General features: G+C 56.9%; 20 protein-coding genes and 1 pseudogene. 12 read left to right on the top strand and 9 right to left on the bottom strand.

Annotation, left to right across the window (positions count from 1 at the left end):
* The first annotated feature begins 50 nt into the window (after positions 1–50).
* From OS189_RS00825 to OS189_RS00800, 6 genes are all read left to right on the top strand, one after another.
* The gene (locus OS189_RS00825; RefSeq protein WP_267166039.1) at positions 51–932 is read left to right on the top strand and encodes an ABC transporter permease; all 882 of its coding nucleotides are present in this window, start codon (positions 51–53) and stop codon (positions 930–932) included.
* Positions 929–1735 carry an ABC transporter permease gene (locus OS189_RS00820; protein ID WP_267165382.1) on the top strand — a complete coding sequence of 269 codons (807 nt, stop codon included), beginning with the start codon at positions 929–931 and terminating at the stop codon, positions 1733–1735. Before OS189_RS00825 ends, OS189_RS00820 begins: the two co-directional genes overlap by 4 nt.
* A gap of 98 nt (positions 1736–1833) precedes the next feature.
* Positions 1834–3168 carry a glutamine synthetase family protein gene (locus OS189_RS00815; protein ID WP_267165381.1) on the top strand — a complete coding sequence of 445 codons (1335 nt, stop codon included), beginning with the start codon at positions 1834–1836 and terminating at the stop codon, positions 3166–3168.
* A 2-nt stretch (positions 3169–3170) separates the two neighbouring features.
* The gene (locus tag OS189_RS00810; protein WP_267165380.1) at positions 3171–3854 is read left to right on the top strand and encodes a type 1 glutamine amidotransferase; all 684 of its coding nucleotides are present in this window, start codon (positions 3171–3173) and stop codon (positions 3852–3854) included.
* On the top strand, positions 3854–5212 hold the full coding sequence (locus OS189_RS00805) for a glutamine synthetase family protein (protein ID WP_267165379.1): 1359 nt from the start codon (positions 3854–3856) through the stop codon (positions 5210–5212). Before OS189_RS00810 ends, OS189_RS00805 begins: the two co-directional genes overlap by 1 nt.
* A 9-nt stretch (positions 5213–5221) precedes the next feature.
* Positions 5222–6526 (top strand): NAD(P)/FAD-dependent oxidoreductase, encoded by a 1305-nt coding sequence (locus OS189_RS00800; RefSeq protein ID WP_267165378.1) that lies wholly within the window; start codon positions 5222–5224, stop codon positions 6524–6526.
* Between the two features lie 87 nt (positions 6527–6613).
* On the opposite strand, the gene phaR is transcribed toward OS189_RS00800, so the two are convergent.
* The 3 genes from phaR to OS189_RS00785 all read right to left on the bottom strand — a co-directional run bounded on the left by phaR (position 6614) and on the right by OS189_RS00785 (position 9732).
* Positions 6614–7165, bottom strand: coding sequence for a polyhydroxyalkanoate synthesis repressor PhaR (phaR, locus tag OS189_RS00795; protein ID WP_267165377.1), 552 nt, complete (start codon positions 7163–7165; stop codon positions 6614–6616).
* Between the two features lie 133 nt (positions 7166–7298).
* Complete coding sequence (locus OS189_RS00790; protein ID WP_267165376.1) at positions 7299–7748, bottom strand: phasin family protein; 450 nt, start codon at positions 7746–7748, stop codon at positions 7299–7301.
* A gap of 178 nt (positions 7749–7926) precedes the next feature.
* Positions 7927–9732, bottom strand: a complete 1806-nt coding sequence (locus tag OS189_RS00785; RefSeq protein WP_267165375.1) for a PHA/PHB synthase family protein — start codon at positions 9730–9732, stop codon at positions 7927–7929.
* Between the two features lie 116 nt (positions 9733–9848).
* Here OS189_RS00785 and phaZ point away from each other — a divergent pair.
* Positions 9849–11102, top strand: a pseudogene (phaZ, locus tag OS189_RS00780) (polyhydroxyalkanoate depolymerase); the annotation flags it as partial.
* Positions 11103–11635: 533 nt separating this feature from the next.
* On the opposite strand, the gene OS189_RS00775 reads toward phaZ, so the two are convergent.
* From OS189_RS00775 to OS189_RS00755, 5 genes are all read right to left on the bottom strand, one after another.
* Positions 11636–12346: an alpha/beta fold hydrolase gene (locus tag OS189_RS00775; protein ID WP_267165374.1), complete on the bottom strand. Its 711-nt coding sequence runs from the start codon at positions 12344–12346 to the stop codon at positions 11636–11638.
* A 63-nt stretch (positions 12347–12409) separates the two neighbouring features.
* Positions 12410–13018, bottom strand: coding sequence for a hypothetical protein (locus OS189_RS00770; protein ID WP_267166038.1), 609 nt, complete (start codon positions 13016–13018; stop codon positions 12410–12412).
* Between the two features lie 17 nt (positions 13019–13035).
* Positions 13036–13461: a VOC family protein gene (locus OS189_RS00765; RefSeq protein ID WP_267165373.1), complete on the bottom strand. Its 426-nt coding sequence runs from the start codon at positions 13459–13461 to the stop codon at positions 13036–13038.
* Between the two features lie 52 nt (positions 13462–13513).
* On the bottom strand, positions 13514–14260 hold the full coding sequence (locus OS189_RS00760; RefSeq protein WP_267165372.1) for an alpha/beta fold hydrolase: 747 nt from the start codon (positions 14258–14260) through the stop codon (positions 13514–13516).
* Between the two features lie 108 nt (positions 14261–14368).
* Positions 14369–14599, bottom strand: coding sequence for a hypothetical protein (locus tag OS189_RS00755; RefSeq protein ID WP_267165371.1), 231 nt, complete (start codon positions 14597–14599; stop codon positions 14369–14371).
* Between the two features lie 249 nt (positions 14600–14848).
* Here OS189_RS00755 and thrS point away from each other — a divergent pair, with 249 nt between their 5' ends.
* The 5 genes from thrS (at position 14849) to OS189_RS00730 (ending at position 19528) form a co-directional block, all read left to right on the top strand.
* Entirely contained in the window at positions 14849–16795 is a 1947-nt protein-coding gene (thrS, locus tag OS189_RS00750; RefSeq protein WP_267165370.1) for a threonine--tRNA ligase, read from the top strand.
* A 204-nt stretch (positions 16796–16999) separates the two neighbouring features.
* Positions 17000–17302: a BufA1 family periplasmic bufferin-type metallophore gene (locus tag OS189_RS00745; protein WP_267165369.1), complete on the top strand. Its 303-nt coding sequence runs from the start codon at positions 17000–17002 to the stop codon at positions 17300–17302.
* Positions 17303–17370: 68 nt separating this feature from the next.
* Positions 17371–18231, top strand: a complete 861-nt coding sequence (bufB, locus tag OS189_RS00740; protein ID WP_267165368.1) for an MNIO family bufferin maturase — start codon at positions 17371–17373, stop codon at positions 18229–18231.
* Positions 18231–18983: an HvfC/BufC N-terminal domain-containing protein gene (locus tag OS189_RS00735; RefSeq protein ID WP_267165367.1), complete on the top strand. Its 753-nt coding sequence runs from the start codon at positions 18231–18233 to the stop codon at positions 18981–18983. Before bufB ends, OS189_RS00735 begins: the two co-directional genes overlap by 1 nt.
* Positions 18980–19528 carry a DoxX family protein gene (locus OS189_RS00730; protein ID WP_267165366.1) on the top strand — a complete coding sequence of 183 codons (549 nt, stop codon included), beginning with the start codon at positions 18980–18982 and terminating at the stop codon, positions 19526–19528. The genes OS189_RS00735 and OS189_RS00730 overlap by 4 nt, the downstream gene beginning before the upstream one ends.
* On the opposite strand, the gene OS189_RS00725 is transcribed toward OS189_RS00730, so the two are convergent.
* Positions 19525–19848 (bottom strand): arsenate reductase family protein, encoded by a 324-nt coding sequence (locus tag OS189_RS00725; protein ID WP_267165365.1) that lies wholly within the window; start codon positions 19846–19848, stop codon positions 19525–19527. The two genes, OS189_RS00730 and OS189_RS00725, sit on opposite strands and share 4 nt — an antisense overlap.
* Positions 19849–20014 lie beyond the last annotated feature (166 nt).

Below are 20014 nucleotides of genomic sequence, written 5' to 3'. Positions count from 1 at the left end.
ACGTCCCGACAATCTAACACCCACCCCCCTTCCCCCAAGCGAGCGATCCCATCTTCAGTTATTGCGCCGACCCCTCACAGATCGAGGGCCTGAAATGGCTCAGCTGCTACCTGACAACGGGAAAGCACATGAACCTCTATTGGTCGGTGCTTACTGTTTTGACATTGCTCGCCATTACAGCGCCTGTTGCGCTCGCGTTCGGGTTTGGTGGTGCTTCTGCCGCGCGCTCGCGGATCGCTCCGCTGCGCTGGCTCGGCAAGACCTATATCGCCCTTGTGCGCGGCGTGCCCGATATCGCATTCTTCCTGTTTTTCGTCATCGCGCTGGACCAAGGCATCGAATACCTACGCCACAAGGCCCTCTGTCCTGATTGGGATATGCCGATCCGTCAGGGCAATGATTTCATCGTCTGTCAGGCTGCCAAAATGCCACTCGGAAACTCTCCGCAATGGGTACATGAAACATACGGCTTCGGTCTGGCGGTTATCACCTTTGCGATTGTATTCGGCGCATTTGCCGCCAATGTTTTATTTGGCGCCATGCGCGCCGTCCCCCATGCACAGATCGAAACAGCCCAAGCCTACGGCATGTCCCAGCGCCAGACCTTCTGGCGCGTACTGGTCCCGCAGATGTGGGTGTATGCCCTTCCGGGACTGGGCAATCTGTGGATGGTCCTGATCAAGGCAACCCCGCTGCTGTTCCTGCTCGGCGTCGAAGATATTGTCTATTGGGCGCGCGAGTTGGGCGGATCCAAAACGCCCCGATTTACGGATTACCCCCACCCCGACTGGCGGATGTGGTATTTTATGGCGCTGTTGGTATTCTACCTCGGCTTCACCTATGTCTCCGAACTTGCACTTGCGCGGATGATGCGGCGTCTGACGCGTGGTCAGGCCACAACCGGCGGTGAAGCACAAAGGAAAATGGCGTGAGCTGTCTGCAGACAATTCAGGACTATGGCTTGCGCGCAATCGGCATTGGCGAACGTCTGCTTCCGCGCGAGAACTTTACATTGTGCGAGCAATTCACGCTGATCGGTTCAGGAATGATCTGGAATATCTATTTCGGCCTGACTGCCCTGATCATCGGCTTTTTTTGCGCCACTGCCCTTGCCATGGGCAAGGCAAGCAGCCGTGCTTTGATACGCAAACCCTCGGAATGGTTCATATTCATCTTCCGCGGCTCACCTTTGTTTATCCAGTTCTTCTTTGCCTACTTCGTCTTCCTCAGCCTGAAATCCCAGTTTGATTTCTTTAACCCGTTTACCGCCGCTTGGCTGGGTGCATTGCTCGTTCTGATCTGCAACACCTCGGCCTACTCCGCCGAGATTTTCTATGGCGCACTTCAATCCATACCGAAAGGCGATGTAGAGGCGGCGGATGCCTATGGCCTCAGCGGCTGGAGCCGTTTCAAACGGGTGATCTGGCCTACCATGATGCGTCTTGCGTGGCCCGCCTATACTAATGAGGCAATCTTTCTGTTCCATGCAACTACGCTGGTTTATATCTCCAGTTTTCCAGCATGGCAGCAACGCGGCGATGCGCTCTATTACGCCAGCTACTTTGCAGACAAGACTTTCAATCCCTTCATCCCCTACCCTATCCTTGCGGGGTATTTTATTTTGCTGACATTGGCAGTGATTGCGGCCTACGGTCTTGTTAATCGCAGGCTGAACCGCCACCTGCCACAAGAGGTCAGACAAAAAATGCGCTTGCGCCTCAATCTCATACGGTAGTAGAAATAATTTGATCAAATCCCGCGGCGCTGGCCGCAGGCTTTCGGCGGCACACGTGGTGTGAACCGATATGTGCCAGCGCACCAAATTGGTGACTTATGCACAACTGGCTTCGTAAAAATCCCTCCGTTCGCACCATCAGAGTGGCGGCCGCCGATCTGAACGGTGTTCCGCGCGGCAAACGTATCCCCACACGTTTTGCCGACAAAATCACGCAAGACGGTACGCGCTTTCCGTTCTCTGTTCTCAATCTGGACATCTGGGGCGAAGACATCGACGACAGCCCGCTGGTGTTTGACAGCGGCGACCGCGACGGGGTGCTAAAACCGACAGAGCGGGGATTTATGCCAATGCCGTGGCTGGATGCGCCTAGCGCCCTACTGCCGATCTGGATGTTTCACGAGGACGGCCGGCCCTATGCGGGTGATCCGCGCCATGCGTTGCGCGCCGTGCTTGACCGGTTCAAGGCACGCGGCCTGACCCCCGTCTGCGCGGTCGAGCTTGAGTTTTTCCTGATCGACGACAGTGGCCGCAAACTGCAAATCCCGCCGTCCGAAATTTCAGGCAAGCGACGCAAGGGGGCAGAAACCCTGAGTATCCGGGCGCTCGATCAATTCGACCAGTTCTTCACCGATCTGTATGACGCCTGTGAGGAAATGGATATTCCCGCAGATACCGCCATTTCGGAAGCGGGTTTAGGGCAGTTCGAAATCAACATGATGCACTGCGATGATGCACTGCGCGCCGCGGATGATGCGTGGCTGTTCAAAATGCTGGTACGCGGATTGGCGCGGCGTCACGGGTTTGCCGCCAGCTTTATGGCAAAACCCTACAAGGATTATGCAGGTTCTGGGCTGCACACCCATTTTTCGGTTCTGGATGCAGACGGCAAAAACGTCTTTGACAACGGCGGTCCCGAAGGCACAGACATCATGCGCCACGCGGTTGCCGGCTGTTTGCAGGCAATGGCGGGTTCCGCGCTAATATTTGCGCCCCATGCCAACAGTTTCGATCGCATGGTGCCGGGTAGCCATGCGCCCACAGGCGTCAGCTGGGCCTATGAAAACCGCACCTCGGCGATCCGGATTCCGTCTGGTTCCACCGCAGCGCGGAGGATTGAACACCGCGTATCGGGCGGCGATGTGAACCCCTATCTGATGCTCGCAGCGGTCCTTGGTGCGGCGATCAACGGGATCGAAGACGGGCTGGACCCGCCGAAACCGATCACCGGAAACGCCTATGCAGCCGATCTGCCACAAATTCCGCATACATGGGAAACTGCCATTGATGCGTTTGAAAAAGACCCCGCCGTTGCGCGCATTTTTGCCCCCGAGCTGGTGCAGAATCTGGTGCTGACAAAACGTCAGGAGCTTCATTACATGAAGGAACTGAGCCGCGCCGAGCAGGTCGAAATTTATCTGGATACGGTGTAACCATGAAAATAGGCATATTGCGCACAGGCCATTCCCCCGAAGAGCTGATTGACAAGCTTGGCAACTACGACACCATGTTCGAGCGTCTTCTTGCGGGCCACGGTTTCACCTTCCAGACATTTTCTGTCGTGGACGGTGAATTTCCCGAAGGCGTGCAGGACGCGGATGGCTGGTTGATTACAGGCTCCAAACATGGTGCCTACGAAGATCATGCATGGATTCCGCCACTGGAAGACTTGATCCGTGAGATCCACGCGGCGGGCAAACCGTTGGTGGGCGTCTGTTTCGGCCATCAGATTATCGCGCAGGCAATGGGCGGCAAGGTTGAGAAGTTCAAAGGCGGATGGTCTGTCGGGCGCGTCAATTACATGCTCGACGGTCAGCCCGTTGCGCTGAACGCCTGGCATCAGGATCAGGTGACCGTGCTGCCCGAAGGCGCGCGGGTGATAGGGCAATCGGATTTTTGCAAATATGCGATGCTGGCCTATGACGATACGATCTGGACCATTCAGCCCCACCCCGAATTTTCGCCGGAATTTATTGACGGGCTGATCCGCACCCGTGGCAAAGGTGTGGTGCCCGATGCCCATCTTGAGGCAGCGACGACAACACTATCCCTGCCTGTCGACAGTGCAAATATCGCCACACAGATGGCGCAATTCTTCAAAAGCAAAGCGAGAGCGTGATGGCCGACTGGAAGAAAAACCTGCCAAAGGCAGCGACCGATTACTTGAAAAACCGCCGGCTGGATGAGGTGGAATGCATTATTCCCGATCTTCCCGGAATTGCGCGCGGCAAGGCGGTGCCAGCCTCGAAGTTTGCCAAACAAGACAGCTTTCACCTGCCCGACAGCATCTTTTTCCAGACCATCACAGGTGAATGGGGCGAGGCCGCTGGCGAAGACGGTTTTACCGAAAAAGATATGGTCCTGCGCCCCGATATGTCGACTGCCACCGCCGCACCGTGGACCGCGGACTGGACGCTGCAAGTGATTCATGACGCCTATGACCGCGATGGAAACGTGGTCGAGTTCAGCCCGCGCAACGTGTTAAAACGCGTTGTCGATCTGTACCGCGCCGAGGGCTGGGAACCTATCGTAGCGCCAGAAATGGAATTTTTCCTGACAGCGCGCAATCTGGACCCCGCGCAAGAGATTAAACCAATGATGGGCCGTTCAGGCCGTCCGGCGGCCGCGCGTCAGGCCTATTCGATGACAGCTGTTGACGAATTCGGGCCGGTGATCGACGACATCTATGATTTCGCCGAGGCGCAGGGATTTGAAATCGACGGCATCACGCAGGAAGGCGGCGCGGGACAGTTGGAGATCAACCTGATCCACGGTGATCCGGTCAAGCTGGCGGACGAGGTGTTTTATTTCAAACGCCTGATCCGCGAAGCGGCAATGCGTCACGAATGTTATGCTACGTTTATGGCCAAGCCCATCGCAGATGAGCCGGGTTCGGCGATGCACATCCATCACTCAATTCTGGATGCGAAGACAGGCAAGAACATTTTTTCCGATGCGCAGGGTGCCGAGACAGATGCTTTCATGCATTTCATCGCGGGTTTGCAGAACCACATGCCCTCGGCACTGGCGGTGATCGCACCTTATGTGAACAGCTACCGGCGCTATGTGAAAGATCACGCTGCCCCGATCAATCTGGAATGGGGTCGTGACAACCGTACAACCGGCATCCGTGTTCCACTGTCCAGCCCAACAGCGCGGCGTGTCGAAAACCGTCTGGCCGGTATGGATTGCAACCCCTATCTGGGCATCGCCGCTTCGCTGGCCTGCGGATATCTGGGATTGAAAGAAGGCAAACTGCCGCTGGCCGAATTCAAAGGTGACGCCTATTCAGGTGATGGTGACATCCCCCGCACCATGGGCGAGGCGCTACAGGTATTTGACGAGGCAACCGCCCTGCACGAGGTTCTTGGCCCCGAATTTGCGCGCGTTTACAGCATAGTCAAATACGCCGAATACGATGAATTCCTGCAGGTCATCTCCCCTTGGGAGCGTGAACACCTGTTGCTTAACGTCTGATTTTTCCCGATGAACCTGCTTTACGCAAACGACAAACGCGGCGCTTACCCCCCCAGCTGGTATGCAGCCACGGCAACCCCGCAAACGCCGCGCGCCCCGCTGAAAGGCGCGCACAAGGCGGATGTCTGCGTCATTGGCGCGGGTTACACGGGGCTGTCAGCCGCGTTGCATCTGGCACAGGCTGGCCGCGACGTGGTGCTGCTGGATGCGCAGCGCGTGGGCTTTGGCGCGTCTGGGCGCAATGGCGGACAGTTGGGATCAGGTCAACGGATGGAGCAGGACGACCTTGAGCGGCTGTTGGGTGATCCGGAAGCGGCGAAACTGTGGAATCTGGCAGAGGATGCCAAAGAGTTGGTCAAGTCGTTGATCGGCAAACACCGGATAGAGTGTCACCTGAAACCGGGCGTGGCATGGACAGGGTCGACCGGAAGCGAGGTTAGGCACCTGCATGGCTACGCCGAGCACCTTGCGCGTAAATACAACTACGGTGAAATCGAAACGCTTGACCATACCGCGCTGCAGTCCGTATGCCCCTCGCCGGATTATCGCGGCGGTGTGCTGGACATGGGTGCAGCGCATCTGCATCCTCTTAACTACGCGCTGGGGCTTGCACAGGCAGCTGATGTGGCAGGTGTACGCATTTACGAACGCAGCGCCGTGCATCACATAGATGAGGGTACCCACGCCACGGTGCGCACTGACGCAGGGCATGTGGTGGCCGATCATGTGATCCTTGCCTGCAACGGGTATCTGGGCGGCCTGAACCGAAAAGTCGCCGCGCGGGTGATGCCCATCAACAATTTCATCATCGCAACGGAGCCATTGGGAGAGCGGATCGCAGATGTTCTGCCGCGCGATGTTGCCGTGGCCGACAGCCGCTTTGTGGTGAACTATTTCCGGTTGAGCCATGATGGCAGGCTGCTGTTCGGCGGTGGGGAAAGTTATGGCTACCGTTTTCCCGCTGACATTGCCGCGAAGGTGCGCAAACCGATGTCGGTTGTGTTTCCCCACCTCAGCGATGTGAAAATCGATTACGCTTGGGGTGGCACTCTTGGGATTACGATGAAACGCCTGCCCTACGTTGCGCGGGTTGGCAAAAACATCCTCTCCGCTTCGGGCTATTCGGGGCATGGCGTGGGCACCGCCACACACGCAGGGCAGTTGATGGCACGTGCGGTGCAGGGTGATGCAGACGGGTTCGACACATTGGCGGCTCTGCCCAATACGCCGTTCCCTGGCGGTCCGGCAATGCGCTCTCCGCTGCTGGTGCTCGCGATGAGTTGGTATGCATTGCGCGACAGATTAGGCCTTTAGACTGTGCAAGGACCGAGCCCTTTTTGACGAAAAAAGGCGGGCATAACCCCGCCTTGTATCACTTCAATTTTTGCCGCCGGTTTTCTTTTATTTCAGCTTTGACAGCTTTTCCTGCAATTCGGCCAACTGCCGCTTGATCGCCGCCAGATCCTCTTCGCTTTCAGCAGAAGAGTTTTTTGGCTCGGTCGTGCTGCCGCCAGCAGGCCAAGTGCCTGTCATCGCTTTCATAAACGCTTCCTGCTGCGCTTGCATCGCCTCAAATCCGGGCATCTTGGCGAGCGGGTTCAGCGAAGTCATATTCTCCATAACCTTGCTTTGACCGTCACGCAGCATCGCAAACGACTGCTTCAAGAACTCTGGCACAACACTGACCTTTCCGGTCATATAGCTGCGCACAAGATCGTTGAGCACGTCAACCGGAAGCACCGATTCTCCGCGGCTTTCATGTTCTGCAATGATTTGAAGCAGGTATTGGCGCGTCAGGTCATCACCCGTTTTCAGGTCAATAATCTGGACTTCACGACCGTCACGGATGAAACCCGCGATATCTTCAAGCGTAACGTAATCGCTTGTTTCTGTATTATAGAGCCGCCGGCTGGCGTATCTCTTGATCAGAAGGGGTTTTCCCGTCTCTGCCACGTGAGTTCCTCCACGAACTGTGCTGCACCGCAGCTTAGCCCCCACACGCGCAAAAAGAAAGGGCGAGCTGCAAGCAGCCCACCCTTCCTCTCTCCGCTTCATTCAAGATGAAGGGAATGTCTGGAAACCAGACTTATTTTGTTGTCGCTTTTTTCGCAGCGGCCTGAACGTCGCTGGACGCTTTGGTCATTGCGGCAGTCGCTTCGTTGGACAGGTCTTTACCTGCGGCCATCATCAGCTCAACAGTTTCCATCTGAACTTTTTTCGCAACTTCGGCAAATGCTGCCATGTGCTCGGAAGCGGCTTCCGAATATACAGTTGCGAAGTCTGTCATTGCTTTTGCGTAGTCAGCTGGCTCGGACTTTGCTTTTGACATTTCTGCCAGTTTTGCAACTGTGTCTTTTGTCCACTTGGAAGAAATCTCGGTGGATTTCTCAACTGCTGACAGCGCTACGCCGGACAGTTTTTCGTTCAGCGTTGCGGATGTCTTGAAAGATGCTTCCATGGACGCTGTGTCCACAGGGAATGCACCCATCATGTCTTTGAGCATTTTTGTCATGTCTGGTGTTGTTGCGTTAGCCATTGGTATCATCCTTTGTTTGCATCATCAGGGCAAAAGCGCCCCATTGAATTTCACTGCAGTTCCTTGAGTGATCCAAGTCGCTGCGTCTGCAAAACATATAGATGCTGCAGCGCGGCATTGCAAGTATTTTCTGCACTGCAGCAATATGGGTTCCCTAGCGTCAAATACGACTGAGAAATCAGCCTCTTGCCTTAACGGCAACGTAGGGGCCGGGTGCATCGGCTAAAATTTCCTGTCCGTTATCTCCGGGTTTTCGGGCGGGAATCATCTCTCCCGAACGTTCGGTCAGCCATTTTTCCCACGTGGGCCACCATGATCCTTCGGTAAATTTCGCGCCCTCCTGCCAGTCTGTATGATCCAGAGACATGTCGGGGTTGGTATAGTGGCCGTACTTGCCTTTGCTGGGCGGGTTGACGATGCCGGCGATGTGGCCTGACTGGGTCATAATGAATTTCTTGTTCTTGCTGCCCATCATCTGCACACCGCGATAGCAATCTTTCCATGGTGCGATGTGATCGGTTTCGCAGGCAACAGCACATAGCGGCACATCGACATCATCCAGCACCAGACGGTGACCGCCCAATTCGTACCCGCCATCGGCAAGCTGGTTGCCCTGACACAGCCCGCGCAGGTATTCCATTGCCATTCTGGCAGGCAGGTTGGCCCCGTCGCCGTTCCAGTACAGCAGATCGAACGCTGGCGGTGTTTCCCCCATCATATAGCTTTTCACCGCAGGTCCGTAGACCAGATCGTTGGAACGCAGAAAGGAGAACGTACGCGCCATCACAATAGAGGGCAGTATGCCCTTGTCCTCTGTCTCTGCCGCAATCCCGTCGATGAAATCATCTGTCAAGAACGGCTGGAACTCTCCCTGATCGGAAAAATCGGTGAGGGCAGTAAAGAAGGTTGCGGACTTTACGGATGTATCTCCGCGCTGCTTCATCAGCGACAGCGTCAGCGCCAGCGTGGTGCCAGCGATACAGTAGCCGATGACGTTAATCTCTTTTTCGCCGGTGATCGCTTTCACCTCGCGGAACGCTTCCAGATAGCCGTCCTCGACGTAATCAGCCATGCCAACATCGCGGTAGCTGGGATCGGGGTTCACCCAGGATACCATAAACAGGGTGTAGCCCTGATCCAGCACCCATTTCACAAGCGAGTTCTGTTCCTTCAAATCAAGGATATAGTATTTGTTGATCCACGGCGGGAAAACGACCAGCGGCGTGGCGTGCACCTTTTCGGTGGTCGGGGTGTACTGGATCAATTCGAACATCTTGTTACGGAACACTACTTTTCCCGGACTGGTGGCGATATTGCCGCCAAGTTCAAATGCATCCTCGTCGGCAAGGCGCACAATCAATTCGCCGTTATTGGCCTCCAGATCCGAAATAAGATTTTCCAGACCCTTAATCAGGCTTTCGCCTTCGGTATCGACTGCACGTTGCAGCGCATCGGGGTTGGTGGCGAGAAAATTTGTCGGGCTCATCATGTCGATGATCTGCCGGGAGAAATATGCCAGCCGCTGCTTTTCACGCGGCTCCATGTCCTGCACGCTTTCAACTGCTTGTGTTATTGCCTCGGCGTTCAGAAAATATTGCTGCTTCACGAAGTTGAAATAGGGGTGTTGTTCCCACATCGGGTTGGTAAAACGGCGGTCTTTGGCGGTGCGGTCTTCCGGCGCGGAAAGTGTGCCTTTGGCCAACGCCTGCTGTGCTTCGACAAAATGGGTGACAGATTTGGTCCAGAACGCCATTTGATGTTCAATCAGCTTTGCAGGATTGGTCACCGCCTCCTGCATGTACGCTTGTGCAGCTTTGGTAAACAGCTCTTGATTCGGGGCATCAAGGGCTGCCTGATGCGTGTGACGATTTGCAATGACATGGGTCAAACGCTCGCGTAGAGCGTCCAGTTTACTCAAGTTTTCGGTCATCCGTGCCATAGAAGCCGCAGTTGGTTCACCATTCTCTGTAGATTCTGTTGTCATCTTAACGATTCCATCCTATGTTCGCACCTGCAGCATTTTCGGCCAGCCGCCCCATCCGAGGCGCGCGGCGAAGATGACCCCCCCATGAAATTGGGTAATAGATCAGGAGCTTCGCTATGCGCCAAATGGCATCATACGACATTATGGAAACAATACGAAACACAAACGAATGGCTCGGCGCTTCCGCAAAGGCGATGGCGGCCTATCCTGCTCTTTCTATCTTTCCCAACCCTGCGTTGCAATGGATCGGTGCATGGGGCGAAGTTACCGAACGCTCGTTCAGCCGGATGGCTACAAAGCCTGACTGGAACATTCCCCCGTTCGTGGGCGCGGACGGGACCGACCGTCTGGTATACGAAGAAATAGAAATCAAAGGCGCATTTGGCGATCTGCTGCATTTCCGCGTTCAGGGCCGCACCCAGAAACGCCGCAAGGTTCTGCTGGTGGCACCGATGTCGGGCCACTATGCGACGCTGCTGCGTTCAACCGTGATCAGCCTGCTGCCTGAATGCGAGCTTTACATTACCGACTGGCACAATGCCCGTGATATCCCCGTCAGCGCAGGTAAATTCGATATTGAGGATTATACCCTGCATCTGGTGGACTACATGCGCCACCTCGGGCCTGACACGCATGTAATTGCCGTGTGCCAACCCGCGCCGCTTGCGCTGGTTGCCACCGCCTATCTGGCCGAAGAAGATCCCAAGGCACAGCCAAGCTCGCTGACCCTGATCGGTGGCCCAGTTGATCCGAGCGCCGCCCCGACCGAAGTTACCGACTTTGGCCATGCTGTTTCTATGGGGCAGTTGGAAGAGTTCATGATCCAGAACGTCGGCTTCAAATACAACGGTGTCGGTCGCAAGGTTTATCCAGGTTTGTTGCAGTTGAATTCATTCATCTCGATGAATCTCGACAACCACAAAGACGCGTTCATGACCCAGATACAGCGTGTCGCCAAAGGCGAAGCGCATGAATTTGACAAGCACAACAAGTTCTACGACGAGTATCTGTCAGTGATGGATATGCCGGCTGAGTTCTATCTGTCCACGGTCGACCGCATCTTCAAAAACGGTGAAGTGGCAAAGAACGAATTTACCATCGAAGGTAAGAAAGTGGATATCGGCAAAATCACAACCGTGGCCGTTATCACCGTTGAGGGCACCAAAGACGATATTTCGGCACCCGGACAGTGCATTGCCGCGCTTGACCTGTGTACCGGTCTTCCTGACGACAAAAAGGCAAGTCACGTCGAGGACGGTGCGGGCCACTACGGTATTTTTGCCGGCAAAAGCTGGCGCGACAATATCCGCCCGCTGGTTCTGGATTTTATTGACGATCATGAAAAAGCCACCCCTCCCGGTTTCCGCCGCAAGCAACAGGCAAAGCTGAAAGCAGGCGTGGCCGTCGCGGACGATAAAGAAGAGGCGGCAAAGATTTCAGCCTACCGCGATGCGGCCGATCGCGGTGCCGATGCGCAGATCGCGGCAGACAAGGACGCAGCCGAGAAGTTTGCCGAGGCAAAAATCGCCGCAGACAAGGAAGCCGCGGAGAAAAGCGCTGCTGCCAAGATTGCAGCGTATAAGGAAGCTGAAGACAAAATCACCGCAGCCAAAATTGCTGCCGCCAAGGACGCAGAAGCGAAGGTAGCGGCGGCCAAAGCGGCTGTTGATAAAGAGAATGCCGACCGGATTGCCGCTGTCCAGAAATCATCTGGCAAAAAGACAAACGGCAACAAAAAGAAATCCTGAGAATTCGCTAATACCCCCCTGTCGCGCCGTTGTGGCGCGGCGGGGGTACATCGGGATCTTCCGTTTAGCAGCAAAAACTGACACCTGCTTAATGCTGCGGCGCGACCGGTTCCTTTACCGGAACGCCCCTTCTCCACAAATTCTAACAGTAAACGTTATTGCAAGACGTAGGGTTGTGTCAGCCATTCACGCAGCGCTAAGGTTGTTTCGTCTGGCTGTTCAAGCGTGGGCAGATGGCCAGCCCCCTCTAGCACACACAATTTGGCGTAGGGGATCAATTCCGCCATGAATTCATGGCGTTTGACAGGATATAGCGCATCATGCGCGCCGCACAGCACCAAGGCAGGCACTTTGCAGCGGCGCAGCGTTGCTTGCTGGTCCTTACGCCGTTGCATCGCGCGCGACTGACGGATGAATATCTCGGGCCCGAGGGTTTGCGCCATGTCCATCACAAGGTCGATCACCTCGTTGCGGTAGGGACCGGGAGCGAGGTAGGCAGGCTTGATTTCATCGCGCATCACCTCCATCAGGCGCCCCGAGCGGACCTTGACGATCTGCGGCTCGCGGTTGGCTGCGATCACCGGGGTTTCGGCCAGCGGATGCGTATCCATCAGCGCAATGCGCGTCACGCGGTCGGGCGCGCGGCGCAAAACCTCCATCGCTACCACGCCGCCCATCGACAAGCCCGCCAGCGCAAACCGCTTTGGCAGAACGTCCAGCAAAGTCGAGGCTATCTCCTCGATCCTTTCCCCTGCGGTCACGGGTGCGACCATGACAGCGATATCGCGCGATAATTCGGCAATTTGCGGCCCGAACAATCGCGCATCGCACATCATACCCGGTAACAGAACCAGTGGTTCCTTCATGGTGTCTCACTCCGGTTACGCTCTTGCCCAGCAATGCCGTGCCGGGCGCGCAGGTGCAAGCCCTCAGGGGTATGCAATGCCCTGCAATGGGGGGAAATCCGCGTATCGGGCCGCGCGGACTGCACGGTTTTCAACAGGGTCCGCGCCAGCGCGCAGTAACATGCCACGCGGCGCGATGTAGCTGCTGATGGTGCGCTGCGGTTCTGGCCGCCATACAAGATTGAATGCCGCCAGCTTGGGAAAGAACCACATTTCCGAATAGGGCAGATGGTCATGTATCCACCACGCCAGATCACGCCAGTCGCGCCCCCGCGCGTATTGGTCAGCAAACCACGGGACAATCAGCGATGTGCCAGCAATGGGGCGCTCTGCCCTATCCCAGATATGACATTCGACCGGGTTGTCACTGCGCGCACAGTTCAGATTGTTTTCGTTGCCATATGTATTCAGCGCCGCCGAGCGGTAGCCCGACCGGATAGCAACGCGGCCAAAGGTTTCTTCAAGCGGGTCCAGCAGGTCTTTGCAGAGGCAGGTGCCGTGTTTGATGGCCAGATCGGGATTATCGGGAATATTTGGAACCCCGTGAAACGCGCTGATCTCGCTCATCAGGAAATCCCGCATGTAGAAATGTCTGGACAGGCGCACCCGCCCGAAAGTCTCAAGGCTCCACATGCTGCGTGGCTTGCGCATCAGTGGCCGTTCCAGCGAAAGCTGCCATCGGGTGCCAGGGGCGAATACGGATTGTGCGTCACCTCCCAGATTGTGCCTTCGGGATCAGCAAAATAGCCGACATGCCCACCCCAAAAGACATCGGAAGCAGGACGCAGTATCTTGCCGCCAGCTGCTTTGGCTCGTTCCAGCAGCGGTGCAACCTCTTCCTTGGTGCGCACATTGTAGCCAAGTGTTGCCGCACCCCGCCCCAGCGTTTGAACCGCCACACCAATGTCTTCGGCCAGCTTTTCCAACGGATAGAGGCCAAGCGTCTGGCCGATCAGATCAAATGCAACAACTCCGTCCTGCGACTCAACCCGCGTCCAGCCGAGCGTTTCGTAGAAGGTAGTGATGCGATCCAGGTCGTGTACGCCAAGTGTGATCAGGCTGATCCGCTGTTCCATAATGGTAGGTTCCCTGCCCTGTGTCATTGTTGCCTGCAAAGCCCGTTCCAGTTCAGGCGCGCAGTATGTCTTCGACTGCCTGTTCGATCAGGCCAAGGCATGGACCGTCCGAAAACCGGTGATCGGCATCTTTCACCAATAGCAGTTGCATGTCGGGGCTGCTGGCATGCTCCAGCAAACGCGTGGCCGTGGCCACGCTGACCGCTGTGTCGGCAGTTCCTTGCAGCATTCGCACCGCAAACGGCAGTTCCAGCGGATCGCGCAGCACCAGATGCGCGCGCCCGTCCTCTATCATGCGCTTGGTTACGACATATGGTTCCATATAATCCGAAGGCAGTTCAACACGCCCCTGCGCTTCCAGTTGCGCCTTTTGAGTGGCGTCAAAGCCTGCCCACCAGCCTTCTTCGGTGAAATCGGGCGCTGCGGCAATGGTGACCATTCCGGCCAACCGCTCGGGGCGCGCGCGCGCCAGCAACAGCGCTTGCCAGCCCCCCATGGACGAGCCGACAGGCACAATCGGCCCCTCTGTCAGCGCATCAACAGCGGCGAGCGTATCGACGTGCCAGTCCCCGATGCAGCCTTCTTCGAAGCTGCCCGAAGATTGACCGTGGCCGGAATAGTCCAGCCGCAGAAAGGCGCGCCCCTTGGCAATGGCCCAATCTTCCAGATGCACCGCCTTTGTGCCCTCCATATCAGATTTCAGACCACCGAGAAAAACCACACACGGCCCCTCGCCCGGCGTCAGATGATAGGCAATGCGGCGCCCTTGCGCGGTTTCCAGATACGATGGCTCTGCCATGGTGACCTCCGGTTTTTAGGTGATGGTAAATGCGGCGCAGTTTTGGGTGTGGTTTATGGGGCATCACACACAATGCCAGCCCGAGCAGTCGCAGAAAAAAGAGATGGTTCAGCCGCTGACGTAGGGCACGTTGCTGGGACGGTAGAATATTTTTTGGTTGTGCAAGCGGCCCAACAGTTCGTCAATCTCCGCTGTGTGATTGTTGTCAGCCGACGGCGGCAGCAAAGCACGCGATCCCTCGCGCCCCAGCGACAGATCACGCTTCACCACGTTCAGCGCTGCTTCGATCATATCAATGTCAGCGAGGGTCAGCTCGAAGTTGCGATTGTATTTGGACATTTGATGGCCTTTCTATGATCCGTCGATTGTGCCGCAAGCGCTGCTTGTATTCAACCATGCTGCGCGTCCGGCATCCAGAACACTAATACAAGCGCGCAATGGCTTCGTTGATAGAATTAACACGATCCGTGTGGCAGGCACGCGAAAGGTGCACACCCCCTTGACGCAAGCGACGGGTACGGCCAAATAGCCCCCATTGAACCCGCAACCGGGCGTCTCGTAGGCGCCAAACCGACGAGGAGGCCCAAAATGGCCCAGATCGCACTTACCCTTCCTGATGGCAATGCACGGCACTACGACGCAGGTATCACTGCGGGCGAAGTCGCTGCCGACATCTCGAAATCCCTTGGCAAGAAGGCGATCAGCGCCACCGTGAACGGCCAGCATTTTGATCTGGCATGGCCGATCAATGCCGACGCCGACATCGCCATTCACACCATGGCCGACGAGGATCAGGCAAACGAGCTGGTGCGCCACGATTTCGCGCACGTTATGGCCCGCGCGGTTCAGGAGATCTGGCCTGACACAAAGGTCACCATCGGCCCCGTCATCAAGGACGGCTGGTATTATGACTTTGACCGCGCCGAGCCGTTCACGCCCGAAGATCTGGGCGCAATCGAAAAGAAGATGAAAGAAATCATCAACACCCGTGATCCGGTCCGCACCGAGGTCTGGGACCGCGCGCGCGCGATCAAACATTACGAAGACCTAAAAGAACCCTACAAAGTCGAGTTGATCGAAAGCATCCCCGGTGTTGAGCCGCTGCGCATGTATTGGCATGGCGACTGGCAGGATTTGTGCCGTGGTCCGCATCTTCAACACACAGGCCAGTTGCCCGGTGACGCGTTCAAACTGATGAGCATTGCGGGCGCATACTGGCGCGGCGACAGCAAGCGCGCGATGTTGCAGCGCATCTATGGCGTGGCGTTTACCGGCAAGGAAAAGCTGCGCGCGCATCTCAACATGCTGGAGGAAGCGGCAAAGCGTGATCACCGCAAGCTGGGCCGCGAGATGGACCTGTTCCACATGCAGGAAGAAGCACCCGGTCAGGTGTTCTGGCACCCCAACGGCTGGCTGATCTATACGCAGTTGCAAGACTACATGCGCCGTAAACAGCGCGCGGGCGGCTACGTTGAGGTGAACACACCGCAAGTCGTTGACCGCAAACTGTGGGAAGCATCGGGACACTGGGAAAAATATCAGGAAAACATGTTTATCGTCGAAGTGGACGAGGAACACGCGCGCGAAAAAACCGTGAACGCGCTGAAACCCATGAACTGCCCCTGCCACGTGCAGATTTTCAACACCGGCATGAAAAGCTATCGCGATCTGCCCTTGCGCATGGCCGAATTCGGGTCCTGCAACCGCTATGAACCATCGGGCGCGCTGCACGGCATTATGCGGGTGCGCGGATTTACCCAGGATGACGGGCATATCTTCTGCCGCGAGGACCAGATCGAGGAAGAAACCCTCACCTACATCGAATTCCTCTCCGCCATTTACAAAGACCTCGGGTTCGACAATTTCAAAGTAAAGTTTTCCGACCGTCCGGAAACGCGCTCGGGCTCGGACGAAGTCTGGGACAAAGCAGAGGCCGCGTTATTGTCAGCCACCCGCAAGGCGGGGATCGAACCGGAGATCAACCCCGGTGAGGGCGCATTCTATGGCCCCAAGCTGGAGTTTGTCCTGACGGATGCCATTGGCCGTGACTGGCAGTGTGGCACGCATCAGGTGGATTTTGTGATGCCAGAGCGTCTCGACAGCACATATGTCGGCGCGGACGGTGGCAAACACCGCCCCGTGATGCTGCACCGCGCGACACTTGGCTCGTTCGAGCGGTTCATCGGTATCCTGATCGAGGAACACGCGGGAAAACTGCCGTTCTGGCTGGCCCCGCGCCAGGTGGTTGTGGCGTCAATCACATCTGATTCCGATGAATATGTGGCAGAGGTGGTGGCGCAGTTGAACGCCGCTGGCGTGCGCGCGGAGGCGGACGTTCGCAACGAAAAGATCAACTATAAAGTGCGCGAACACTCTGTCGGCAAGGTGCCTGTCATTCTGGCTGTCGGCGCGCGTGAGGTCGAAGATCGCACCGTTTCCGTGCGCCGCTTGGGTGAAAAACAGACATCGGTACAGGCGCTGGACGATGTTACAGCCGCCCTCAAGATCGAGGCAACGCCGCCCGATCTATTGTAACAAATGACATCATCGGGGGGCTTCATGCCCCCTTTTTGTTACAAAACAGCCCAGAAGAGCCCGAATTGACGGCATTTCATCTCACATTCCGGCGAAACCGCTGACGGTGCCGTGACACACTGCCTCGTGAGTAGATTTACGCGGCCTGTCCTGCTTAAATTGAAGTTACAAAATTTACGTGACTTCAAAACAGGGAGATACTTGATGTCCACAACACTGAAAACCCTCGCCATTGCAGGCGTCGTCGCCGCATCCGTGACAGGTGCCACCACCACAGCGCAAGCAGCCTCGAAAGAGAAATGCTATGGCGTATCGCTGGCGGGTGACAACGATTGCGCTGCGGGTCCGGGAACCACATGCGCGGGCACATCTGTCACGGATTACCAGGGCAACGCATGGACGCTCGTTGACGCGGGCACCTGCACCGAGATCGAGTTGCCAGAAATGGCAGATGGCACAGCGCGCAGTGGATCACTGGAAGCGCTTGACCGCGACCTGCCAGCATAAGCCACCTGACAAAGCCCTGCCCAAGGGCGGGGCTTTTACCACCGCGTTGAACACCGGAGGGCGCTGAAATGTATGATCAATCCATCCCCTCCCAACAGTTGCCGAACGCGGTTGGCGTGGGATACAAGCCGCAGCACTTCGCCGAACTACTGGAAACACCCGGCCCTGTCGAATGGGTTGAAATTCACGCCGAAAACTATATGGGCGATGGTGGCCGCCCCCATGCGCAGTTGCGTGCGCTGTCCGAACGTTTCGCGCTGTCGGTACATGGTGTCGGGCTGTCCATCGGCGGCGAAAACCCGCTAGACACTGCCCATCTGGCGCGCCTGCGCAAGCTGCTGGAGCGGGCGAACCCCGGCAGTTTTTCCGAGCATCTGGCGTGGTCCACCCATGGCGCAGAGTTTCTGAACGATCTGTTGCCCCTACCCTATACAGACACGACGTTGGCCCGCGTTGGCGATCACATTGCGCAAGTGCAGGATACGCTGGGCCGCCAAATGCTGCTCGAAAACCCGTCAAGCTATCTCGCTTTCGCCGAAAGCACCTACGCCGAAACCGATTTTCTGGCCGCGCTCGTGCAAAGGACGGGCTGTGGCCTGTTGCTGGACGTGAACAACGTCTTCGTCTCTTCCGTCAATCTCGGTGTCAGTCCGCAAGCGTATATCGATGCCTATCCGCTGGATGCGGTCGGCGAAATTCATGTTGGCGGGCATGATGAGGTTACAGACGATCATGGCGCGCCCTTGTTGATCGACAGTCACGGCGCGCCTGTGGTTGATCCTGTCTGGGCCCTGCTTGAGTATACGTTGGCGCGATGCGGCCCCAAACCCGTGCTGGTGGAATGGGACACCGATGTGCCTGAATGGCCTATCTTGCGCGCCGAAGCAGAGCGCGCGGCGACAGCGCTCGCGCTTGCGCCGGCGTGTTGATGTCCGTCAACCAATCCAGTTTTCGCGCCGCTTTACTGGATGCGGCGGCACCTGCACCACAGGGTTTGCAGGACGCAACCGGCGCACCGGCCGGACGCCGTTATGACGTATATCGAAACAATGTGGTCGTCTCATTGACGGAAGCGATGAAGCTTGCCTTTCCGACTGTGCGCGCACTCGTCGGGCCCGAGAATTTTGACAGCCTTGCACCGCTGTTTGTACGCCAGCACCCACCTTCGTCTCCTCTGATGATGCATTACGGCGCAGATTTCCCTGCGTTTCTGGAGGCGTTCACGCCGTTGGCACACTTGGGGTATCTGGGGGATGTCGCGCGATTCGATCTGGCCCGGCGGGCGTGTTATCACGCTGCCGATGCCGTACCGTTTGACGCAGCGGTGTTGCAGCGGCCACCCGAAGTACTGGGAAATCTGCATCTGGTTTGCGCGCCCGCAACGCGGCTGATCCGCTCACGCTGGCCGGTGTTTGATCTGTGGCAGCGCGCGACAGACCCGACCGCGCCTGCGCCGCGCCCTGTGGGCCAGGCAGTTCTAATCACCCGCCCCGAGTTTGACCCCGAAGTGCATCTGTTGCCGACGGGCGCTGCGACATGGTTCACCACACTGCGCACCCGCTCGCTGGGCGCGGCAATTGAAGCGGCAACCGCCGCCGCGCCCGATTTCGATTTCGCCACCACCCTCACACTTGCCCTGCAAAGCCACGCCTTTTGCACACCCGAAAGGACACCTGAATGACCGCCCTGCTGACCCGTTACCGCTCACTTACACAGCAACTGGAACATGCGGAATGGCTTCTGCCCACGCTGGCTCGCCTGCTGTTTTCAGCAATTTTGCTGATTTATTTCTGGGTATCTGGCCTGACAAAGCTGGGGGACGGGTTTGCCGGTATTTTCTCGCCGTCAGCGGGCGCCTACGTTCAGATATTTCCGCGCATGATGGAAGCGGCGGGCTATGACACCGAACAGTTCACGATCTTCCACAAGGTTATTGCGTTGGCAGGCACATGGGCGGAGTTTATTTTGCCTGCGTTGATTGTGCTGGGACTGTTTACGCGGTTTGCTGCCTTGGGAATGATCGGATTTGTGGTGGTGCAATCGCTTACAGACCTATTCGGCCACGGCCTCTGGGGTGATCCGAAAATTGCTGGCGCGTGGTTTGACCGCTTTGCGGACGCGGTAATTATAGACCAGCGCGCACTGTGGATATTGCTGCTGTTGATATTGGTGATCAAGGGCGCGGGGCCGCTGTCCTTTGATCGCGCGCTGCAGTCGCGCGATTAACGCGCGCTCTGCACCTGCGCCTCTGTTTCCGCAGACCAGCCCAGAAAAAGCCTGTCTCCCACGGCAATCAACGGGCGTTTCATCAGGGCTGGATGCTCTGCAAGCAGCGCCAGCGGGTCTTGCGCGCGCGCCCCTTCGTCCAAGCCCCGCCATGTGGTTGAGCGGGTATTTAACAGCTTGTCTCCGAATTGCGCGTAGGCCTGCGCCATAACCGCCGCTGGCACACCATCTGCACGCACATCAACCAGCGCCGCATCCGGCAGCGCTTTCAATGCCTTACGGCAGGTATCGCAGTTTTTCAAACCGTACAGTTCAACCATTCTAAAATCCTCCGTCTGGTATATGTGCTGCACCACCACTACCCAATATTTACGCCCGAGTCCTTGAAATTTTTCCAAACGGACCAGATGTTTAAAGAGTGAGGGCTATTTTGAAGGCTTGCTCCTCACCTCCCGCAGGCGCGGGATGATACTGAAAAGAGGAGGC

This window comes from Sulfitobacter sp. F26169L (genome assembly GCF_026410285.1).
Classification (GTDB): domain Bacteria; phylum Pseudomonadota; class Alphaproteobacteria; order Rhodobacterales; family Rhodobacteraceae; genus Sulfitobacter.
This window is presented reverse-complemented; position numbering and strand designations above follow the sequence as displayed.